The sequence below is a fragment of the Ideonella sp. P3_A4 genome (assembly GCF_056403075.1).
In genome coordinates this window covers 1-8,525 of record NZ_JBFUGE010000252.1, presented here as the reverse complement: position 1 = coordinate 8,525, position 8,525 = coordinate 1, and the positions used below count along the sequence as shown (strand labels likewise).

Here is an 8,525-nt window from a genome sequence, read left to right as displayed (position 1 = left end):
TCGCCACCCTCGCCATCCAGCGTGCCGCCTTCGAGAATGCCCTCGATGTAGTTGGCCGGGCCTTGCGACTTCAGCGACTCGACAACGCGGTGCACCTCGTCATCCGAAACGAAGGCGCCGTGCACGCGCACCGGCAGCCCGGTGCCCGAGGCCATGTAGAGCATGTCGCCCATGCCCAGCAACGCCTCGGCGCCCATCTGGTCGAGGATGGTGCGGCTGTCGATCTTGCTCGAGACCTGGAAGCTCAGGCGCGTCGGGATGTTGGCCTTGATCAGGCCGGTGATCACGTCAACGCTSGGKCGCTGCGTGGCMAGGATCAGGTGGATACCGGCGGCGCGGGCCTTTTGCGCCAGACGAGCAATCAGCTCTTCGACCTTCTTGCCGACGACCATCATCAGGTCGGCCAGCTCGTCGATCACGACCACAATGAACGGCAGGCGCTCCAGCGGCTCCGGCGCTTCGGGCGTCAGGCTGAACGGGTTGGGTATCAGGTCGCCACGGGCCTTGGCGTCGTCGATCTTCTTGTTGTAGCCGGCCAGGTTGCGCACGCCCATCTTGCTCATGAGCTTGTAGCGCCGCTCCATCTCGCCGACACACCAGTTCAGCGCGTTGCTGGCCTGCTTCATGTCGGTGACGACCGGGCACAGCAGGTGGCCGATGCCCTCGTAGACGCTCATTTCGAGCATCTTCGGGTCGATCATGATCAGCCGCACGTCGCGCGGCTCGGCCTTGTAGAGCAGGCTCAGGATCATGCCGTTGATGCCCACCGACTTGCCCGAGCCGGTGGTACCGGCGACCAGGCAGTGCGGCATCTTGGCCAGGTCGGCCACGACCGGCGCGCCGATGATGTCTTTGCCCAGCGCCATCGTCAGCATCGAGCCGGCATCGTTGTAGACCTGCGAGCCGAGGATCTCGGCCAGGCGGATCGTCTGCCGCTTCGCATTGGGCAGTTCCAATGCCATCAGGTTCTTGCCGGGGATCGTCTCGACCACGCGAATCGACACCAGCGACAACGAACGCGCCAGGTCCTTCGCCAGGTTGACGATCTGCGAGCCCTTCACGCCAGTGGCGGGCTCGATCTCGTAGCGGGTGATCACGGGGCCTGGTTGGGCCGCGACGACACGCACCTCGACGCCAAAGTCCGACAGCTTCTTCTCGATCAGCCGGCTGGTCATTTCCAGTGACTCGGGCGTCACCGTCTCGACGCGCGCAGGCGGCTTGTCCAGCAGGTCGATCTGCGGCAGCTTGTTGTCCGACAGCTCCATGAACAGCGGCTTCTGCCGCTCGCGTGCGACCCGCTCGGACTTGGGCACTTCGAGCACCGGCGGCTCGATCACGATCGGCGCGTGTTCTTCGAATTCCTCGCGGTCTTCTTCGACCTCGATCTCGCGCTCGCGCTGGGCCAGCTCACCCAACCGCACGTCTTCGGCGATCTCGCGCTTTTCGATGTGGCGCTCGCGGAAGCCYTCGACCCAGGCGCCCAGGCCATCGGCCACGCGCAGCCAAGAGAAGCGCAGGGCCAGTGGCAGGGCCACGACCAGCAGGCTGATCCACAGCACACCCGAGGCGAGGAAGCCCAGCTTCATCGACAGGGAGCCGAGCCAAAAGCCCACCACCCCACCGGCATGGCCACCGGGTAGCCGCGCTTCCCAGCCATAGAGCCGGGTCCATTCAAGCGCGCAGCTGGCAACAAGCAGCAGAGCCAAGCCCCCAAGGCGCGCCGAGCGCGGCCACGGCTGAAGCACTTCGCCACGCTGCACGGCGCGCCAGCCCAGCCACAGCTGCCGGCCACCGGCCAGCACCCACCACCAGGCCGAGAAACCGAACAGTACCAGCAGCACGTCGGCCACCCAGGCCCCCGGTGCGCCCAGCCAGTTCATCACCGGGCCGCCTTCGCCGCTGGTCGAAAAGCCGGGGTCGCCGGCGCGCCGGCTGACCAGCGCCAACGACAGCGCCAACCAGGCCAGCGTCATCAGCACCTGGCGCAGGCGTTGTCGAAGGGGGTGGATCGGGGCAGCGGCGGTCCGCGCGGCGCCTGCAGTGGCACCGGGCCCATTCAGTGCGGCGTTACGCCACATTGCAAGACATCGGGAGAGAGAGGGCGCCGCGGGCGCAGCGCGAATCGGGCGAAATCAGCAACAGCAAACGTTCAATCATTCAGGCATTCGGTTCTTCAACACGACCGAGCCGCTTTCCAGCGTCTCGATCACCCCGCGTTCTTCGAGGTCCTTCATCACGCGGCTGACCATCTCGCGCGAGGCGCCAACGATCTTGGCCATGTCTTGCCGCGAGACCTTGCCTTTGATGATCTTCTCGCCGTCGACGTCTTCGGCCATGTCGAGCAGCGTGCGGGCCACGCGGCCGTACACGTCGAGCAGGGCCAGCGATTCGATCTGGCGGTCGGCACTGCGCAGCCGCGTGACCAGGCCGCGCATGATCGCGTACGACAGGCTCGAGTTCTCGGGCAGGCAGCGCGCGAACTCGGGCCGGCCGAGGATCAGCATGTCGCTTTGCACCTCGCAGCGCACGGTGGCCGAGTGGTTCTGGTTGTCGATCAGGCTCATCTCGCCGACATAGTCGCCGGCTTCGAGCACCGCCAGGATGACTTCGCGGCCACGCGAATCGGAGGTCAGCACGCGCGCTCGACCGTTGAGCAGAATGAACAGTGCGTTACTTTTCTTTCCCTGCTCGACGACGATTTCGCCACGTCGGTAGCGCCGTTTGACCACCCCATCGGCCACTGCGCGCGCCTGTTCGTTGGTCAGCATCGAGAACAACGGCACTCGGCGAATCAAGTCCAGGTTGGACAGCATCGACATCAGTCATCCCCTCTTTGTTGGCCCTTTGCAGGTGGCATGCACGGCCCCGTTTGCGATATGCCCGCACCGAGGCTGGGTATGCCGGCCGCTCATTAGAATGCGGCCGACCGTATTCTTGCGCAGGCCCGAGCATATCGGTTTCCCTCGACGGGCGTCGTGTGTCCATGGTGGCCTTCACGCCACATTCGGACCGCGCGGCCAGGCCTCTTGCAAGCGCCGATTCGCGCCCTCACCTGCACGCCATGAGCACTTCGACCCCCACCCACGCCAAAGTCCTGATCCTCGGTTCCGGCCCGGCCGGCTACTCGGCCGCCATCTATGCGGCCCGCGCCAACCTGAAGCCGCTGCTCGTCACCGGCATGGCCCAAGGTGGCCAGCTGATGACGACGACCGATGTCGACAACTGGCCGGCCGATGTGATGGGCGTTCAAGGCCCCGAGTTGATGCAGCGATTCCAGCAGCATGCCGAGCGATTCCAGACCCAGATCGTGTTCGACCATATCAACGAAGTCGATCTGTCGCAGCGGCCCTTCAAGCTCAAGGGCGATTCAGGTGCCTACACCTGCGACTCGTTGATCATCGCCACTGGCGCTTCGGCCAAGTACCTGGGCCTGCCGTCTGAAGAAGCGTTCATGGGACGTGGCGTCAGCGGCTGCGCGACCTGCGACGGTTTCTTCTACCGCGGCGACACGGTCTGTGTCGTCGGCGGTGGCAATACCGCAGTCGAAGAAGCGCTGTACCTGTCGAACATCGCGAGCAAGGTGCACATGGTCCACCGCCGCGACAAGTTCCGCGCCGAAGCGATCCTGATCGACAAGCTGATGGACAAGGTCGCCGCCGGCAAGATCGAGCTGCACCTGTTCAAGACTCTGGACGAAGTGCTGGGCGACCAGAGCGGCGTCACCGGCGTGCGCCTGAAAGACACGATGAGCGACGCGACCACCGAGCTGACGCTCAAAGGTTGCTTCATCGCCATCGGCCACCAGCCCAACACCGACATCTTCAAGGGCCAGGTCGAGATGAAGGATGGCTACATCAACACCCGCACCGGTCAGGTCGGCTTTGCCACGATGACCAGCGTACCGGGCGTGTTCGCCGCGGGCGACGTGCAAGACCATGTGTATCGCCAAGCCATCACCTCGGCTGGCTCGGGCTGCATGGCGGCGTTGGATGCACAGAGATTCCTGGAGCAGGAGGCCTGAGGCCGACTCCCTTGGCGCCCCAATCCGGACTGTTGTAGAATCACTGGTTACTTTGGGCTTTCGCCGCCCTTTCGGCGCATGAGCGTAAGTTCCAGCCGGAGCGCATGGGGCGCTGCCGTCATCAATTCAAGGAGAGCTACATGGCTCGCGTGTGTCAAGTCACGGGCAAGGGCCCGATGGTCGGGAACAATGTTTCCCACGCCAACAACAAAACGAAGCGCCGCTTCCTGCCGAATCTGCAGTACCGCCGCTTCTGGGTTGAGAGCGAAAACCGTTGGGTGCGCCTGCGCATCAGCAACGCCGCGCTGCGCCTGATCGACAAGGTCGGCATCGACCAGATCGTCGCAGACCTGCGCGCCAAGGGCACGCTGTAAAGCGCGCCGCCCACTCAACGCACTGACAGGAATCACGCACCATGGCAAGCAAAGGCGGCCGCGAGAAGATCAAGCTGGAGTCCACCGCGGGCACCGGCCACTTCTACACCACGAACAAGAACAAGAAGACGACGCCCCAGAAGCTCGAATTCATGAAGTTCGATCCGAAGGCGCGCAAGCACGTGCTGTACAAGGAAATCAAGCTGAAGTAAGCCCAGCGCTTATTTCACTCGACGAAGCCCACCCAAGCGGTGGGCTTTTTCATTGGCCCGCGCGATGGTTTGTTTGCCCCGGTCGGCATCGCATACGCCTTAGTTGAGCCCCCGCCGCGCCGGCCGTCTGATGCGTGAGCCCAGCGCAAACGCGTCTGCGGATGCCGCGGTGGCTTGGTAGGCGTGGACCCGCACATCCGCTTCACCATGAAAAAGCCCACCAGACGGTGGACGCTTCGTTGGTCCGGCGAAGCCCGGACCCTTCAAGTGGCGTGCGTGGATCCGGCTATGCCGGTCCACTGCGCGAGCCCCCTCGGGGGCCAGCCCCTGGAAAGGGGCGTGGGGGCCTCGTTATGCGTGCGCCGCTCGCAACTGCATCGAAAACTCGCGCAGCGCCGCAATGCCACTCTCCTCGGCGCGGCGGCACCAGTCTTGCAAATCGGCCACCAGCTGTTCGGCGGACACGTTGGTGCGGGTCCACAGCAGGCGAAGCTCTTCGCGCATCGTGACCAGCTTCTTCAGCACCGGCGCATCGTCCATCGCGCTGTCGAGCTGGGTGCGCAGGTTGCTGGGAATCTTCTCGGCATCGCGGTGAAGCCAGCGTTCGGCGACGCGTAGGTTGGTCCAGGCAGAACCGGTCGAGGCGCCCTGGGCCTTCAGCCTGGCCAGCTCGACAGCGCAGGTGCGGCGCAGCTGTTTGGCGTAATTCGCCATCACCTCGTAGCGGTTGGCAATGACGGCTTCCAGCGTCTGCGAATCGGCCACCGGCTTCACCGAGCCCAGCACCAGCTGCGGCGGGGTCTTGCGCACCTTGGCCAGGTGCAGTATTTCCAGGCCGCGGATATAGGCCCAGCCGATGTCAAACTCGTAGGGCTTGACCGACAGCTTGGCCGAGGTCGGATAGGTGTGATGGTTGTTGTGCAGCTCTTCGCCGCCGATGATCACACCCCAGGGCGAGACATTGGTCGACGCGTCCACCGCTTCGAAGTTGCGGTAGCCCCACCAGTGGCCCAGGCCATTGATGATGCCGGCCGCGGTGATGGGGATCCAGATCATCTGCACCGCCCAGACGGTGGCGCCGATGGCACCGAACAGCGCCAGGTTGATGATCATCATCAGCGTCACGCCCAGCGCGCTGTACTTCGTATACAGGTTGCGCTCGATCCAGTCGTTCGGCGTGTTGTGGCCGAACTTGTCCAGCGTTTCCTGGTTCTTGGCTTCGTTGCGGTACAACTCGCTACCGGTCAGCAGCACGGTCTTGATGCCATGCGCGACTGGGCTGTGCGGGTCGTCCTGCGTTTCGCACTTGGCGTGGTGCTTGCGATGAATGGCGACCCATTCCTTGGTCACCATGCCGGTGGTCATCCACAGCCAGAAGCGGAAAAAGTGCGACGGAATCGCGTGCAGCTCAAGCGCACGGTGCGCCTGCGAGCGGTGCAGAAAGATCGTGACCGAAGCGATGGTGATGTGCGTCAGGACCAGCGTCAGGACGATCAGCTGCCACCAGCTGGCATCGACCAAGCCATGGGCGGCCCAGTCGATGAAGGCCGAGAAAATCGCTTGGAAATCGATCATGTAAGTGCTCAGGCGCCCGAGATTCGGGCCAATGTCAAATTCTAATGACGATGGTGCGCCTGCCGGCGTGGGAAAAACGTAGGAAAAAGCCGGCAGTCACTCAAGAAAATGGTGTCCCGTCGCGCTCGATCAAGCCCGACGCTGCCAGGCGGCCGCGAAAAAGCCGTCGGTTTGGTGACGGTGCGGCCACAAGCGCAGGTAGTTGCCAGCCACCAGCTCATCCGCGCGTTCGACCTGAGAGGCAGCCAGCGCGGGGGCGGCTGGCAAGGGCTCGAAGTCGGGGTGAGCGGCGCCGAACTCGTCGGCAATCACCTCGTTTTCGCTCCGCAGCAGGCTGCAGGTGGCGTAGACCAGCCGTCCGCCCGGCTTGACCAGGCGCGCAGCGCTGGCCAGGATGTCGCGCTGCTTGGCGTTCATTTCTTCAATCGCCTTGGGCGATTGGCGCCATTTGAGGTCGGGGTTGCGGCGCAAAGTGCCGAGACCCGAGCAAGGTGCATCGACCAACACGCGGTCGATCTTGCCGGCCAGCCGCTTGATGCGGTCGTCGCGCTCATGGGCAATCTGAGCCGGGTAGACGTTGGACAAGCCGCTGCGCGCCAGGCGGGGCTTGAGCCCTTCGAGCCGGTAGCCGGAGACGTCAAAGGCGTACAAGCGGCCGGTGTTACGCATCAGCGCGCCCAGCGCGAGCGTCTTGCCGCCTGCTCCGGCGCAGAAGTCGACCACCATTTCGCCACGCTTGGGTGCGACCAGCATCGCCAGCAGCTGGCTGCCTTCGTCCTGCACCTCGACATCGCCGCGGATGAAAAGCTCGAGCTTTTGCAGTGCCGGCTTGCCTTGAATGCGCAGGCCCCAGGGAGAAAAGGGCGTGGGTTCGGCGGCAATCTCCGCCTCGGCGAGCGCCGCGCGAACGTCCTCGCGCTTGGCCTTCAGGGTGTTGACCCGCAAGTCCAGATGCGCCGCTTGCTCGATGGCGGTTACCAACGGCCAGAAGTCGTCGCCCACTTCTTTCTTCAGCGCCGAGGCCAGCCAGTCCGGCAGGTTATGGCGAAGCTTCTCGGACAGGCTGGCCACGTCGATCGCCTGGATCTCGGCCAGCCACTTCTGCTCTTGCGGGCCCAGCGCCCCGCGCAGGRAGGTGTCGCTGCCTTGCCAGGCCAACGCGGCCAAGCGGCGCTCCAGCGCCCCACTGCCACTTTGTGCCAGGTGCACCAGCCGCAGGCGCTGGCGCAGCACGGTGTAAGTGGTCTCCGCGAGGCTGTGGCGCTCGCGCTGGCCGAGGCCTCGGTGGCGGCGAAAAAAGGCCGACACAACGGCGTCGGCAGGCTGATCGAGCTTCAGAACCTGGCGCAACAGCTCGGTCGCCAGGTCCAACAGGGCATTAGGATGCATGGGTGGATTATCCCCGTGCCTTGCCGCGTGCTGGCCACGCGCTCCGCTGCGCGTGAAACGCGTCTGGACCCACTTGACGGTGCGGCCGCGGATGTCGCTGGCGCTGGTCATTGGCGTTGTCGCCGGCTTGTGCGCACCGGCGAGCACGCGGATCAGCCAGGCGTTGATCGGCTGGAACGTCGGCGTCTGGTCGTATCTGGCCGTGATGGCCTGGACGATGGCGCGCGCCGACCACGGCCAATTGCGCCGTGCGTCGCTGGCCCACGCCGAGGGCGCTGCGGCCGTGCTGGGCCTGGTCATCACGGCCAGCGTGGCCAGCGTCGCGGCCATCATCGTCGAGCTGGCTTGGGCCCGTACGGGCCACGGTTCGCCGATCGCGCTCGCGCACATCGGCCTGGCGGTCAGCACGCTGGTCGGCGGTTGGCTGCTGCTGCCGGTGGTGTTCACGCTCAGCTACGCGAGCCGCTATTACCACCACCCGGTCCAGCCGGGCGGGTTGAAGTTCCCCGACGAGGACCCGTGCTTCCAGCCGAACTACGTCGACTTTCTCTACTTCTCGTTCACGCTCGCGGTGGCCGCGCAAACGGCTGATGTCGTGATCACCAACCGCCCGATGCGCAGCCTGGTGTTGCTGCAGGCGGTGCTGTCCTTTGGCTTCAATGCCGCGATCCTGGCGCTGGCGATCAACATCGCGGCTGGGCTGTTGCCGTCGATCAGCTGAGACCTGCGTCGGGCCAGAGCACCTGCGATTCACCTTCCAGTTGCGTGACGACGCCGTCGGCCAGCTTCAGCCGGCCTTCGACGAACCAACGCACCGCCAGCGGGTACACCTGATGCTCGCACTGCAGCACCCGCGCCGACAGCGTGTCTTCATCGTCGCCGGGCAGCACCGGCACGGCGGCCTGGGCCACGATCGGGCCATGGTCCAGTTCGGGCGTCACGAAATGCACGGTC

General features: G+C 64.9%; 9 protein-coding genes. 4 read left to right on the top strand and 5 right to left on the bottom strand.

Going from position 1 to position 8,525, the window contains the following annotated elements; translation table 11 throughout:
• Together AC1DYI_RS20120 and AC1DYI_RS20115 are read right to left on the bottom strand one after the other, a co-directional pair.
• Positions 1 to 2,078: DNA translocase FtsK (locus AC1DYI_RS20120; protein ID WP_477205907.1), on the bottom strand; the 2,078-nt coding region annotated here is incomplete at its 3' end.
• Between the two features lie 75 nt (positions 2,079 to 2,153).
• Positions 2,154 to 2,819 carry a Crp/Fnr family transcriptional regulator gene (locus AC1DYI_RS20115; RefSeq protein WP_477205906.1) on the bottom strand — a complete coding sequence of 222 codons (666 nt, stop codon included), beginning with the start codon at positions 2,817 to 2,819 and terminating at the stop codon, positions 2,154 to 2,156.
• A gap of 242 nt (positions 2,820 to 3,061) precedes the next feature.
• On the opposite strand from AC1DYI_RS20115, the gene trxB reads away from it, so the two are divergent.
• The 3 genes from trxB (at position 3,062) to rpmG (ending at position 4,607) form a co-directional block, all read left to right on the top strand.
• Positions 3,062 to 4,021 carry a thioredoxin-disulfide reductase gene (gene trxB, locus AC1DYI_RS20110; protein ID WP_477205905.1) on the top strand — a complete coding sequence of 320 codons (960 nt, stop codon included), beginning with the start codon at positions 3,062 to 3,064 and terminating at the stop codon, positions 4,019 to 4,021.
• 140 nt (positions 4,022 to 4,161) lie between these two features.
• Complete coding sequence (gene rpmB / locus AC1DYI_RS20105; RefSeq protein WP_477205904.1) at positions 4,162 to 4,395, top strand: 50S ribosomal protein L28; 234 nt, start codon at positions 4,162 to 4,164, stop codon at positions 4,393 to 4,395.
• Between the two features lie 41 nt (positions 4,396 to 4,436).
• On the top strand, positions 4,437 to 4,607 hold the full coding sequence (gene rpmG, locus AC1DYI_RS20100; protein ID WP_141286813.1) for a 50S ribosomal protein L33: 171 nt from the start codon (positions 4,437 to 4,439) through the stop codon (positions 4,605 to 4,607).
• Between the two features lie 351 nt (positions 4,608 to 4,958).
• On the opposite strand, the gene AC1DYI_RS20095 is transcribed toward rpmG, so the two are convergent.
• The gene (locus AC1DYI_RS20095) at positions 4,959 to 6,182 is read right to left on the bottom strand and encodes a DesA family fatty acid desaturase (protein WP_477205903.1); all 1,224 of its coding nucleotides are present in this window, start codon (positions 6,180 to 6,182) and stop codon (positions 4,959 to 4,961) included.
• Between the two features lie 129 nt (positions 6,183 to 6,311).
• On the bottom strand, positions 6,312 to 7,571 hold the full coding sequence (locus AC1DYI_RS20090; RefSeq protein ID WP_477205902.1) for an RsmB/NOP family class I SAM-dependent RNA methyltransferase: 1,260 nt from the start codon (positions 7,569 to 7,571) through the stop codon (positions 6,312 to 6,314).
• Between the two features lie 52 nt (positions 7,572 to 7,623).
• On the opposite strand from AC1DYI_RS20090, the gene AC1DYI_RS20085 reads away from it, so the two are divergent.
• Positions 7,624 to 8,292: a DUF1345 domain-containing protein gene (locus AC1DYI_RS20085; RefSeq protein ID WP_477205901.1), complete on the top strand. Its 669-nt coding sequence runs from the start codon at positions 7,624 to 7,626 to the stop codon at positions 8,290 to 8,292.
• Here the strand turns inward: AC1DYI_RS20085 and purN are convergent.
• Positions 8,285 to 8,525: phosphoribosylglycinamide formyltransferase (purN, locus tag AC1DYI_RS20080; RefSeq protein WP_477205900.1), on the bottom strand; the 241-nt coding region annotated here is incomplete at its 5' end. The genes AC1DYI_RS20085 and purN overlap by 8 nt on opposite strands.

Excerpts from the sequence above, each read along its gene's own strand:
- AC1DYI_RS20115 (WP_477205906.1), bottom strand. The coding sequence starts at position 2,819 with ATGTCGATGCTGTCCAACCTGGACTTGATTCGCCGAGTGCCGTTGTTC.
- trxB (WP_477205905.1), top strand. The coding sequence starts at position 3,062 with ATGAGCACTTCGACCCCCACCCACGCCAAAGTCCTGATCCTCGGTTCC.
- rpmB (WP_477205904.1), top strand. The coding sequence starts at position 4,162 with ATGGCTCGCGTGTGTCAAGTCACGGGCAAGGGCCCGATGGTCGGGAAC.
- rpmG (WP_141286813.1), top strand. The coding sequence starts at position 4,437 with ATGGCAAGCAAAGGCGGCCGCGAGAAGATCAAGCTGGAGTCCACCGCG.
- AC1DYI_RS20095 (WP_477205903.1), bottom strand. The coding sequence starts at position 6,182 with ATGATCGATTTCCAAGCGATTTTCTCGGCCTTCATCGACTGGGCCGCC.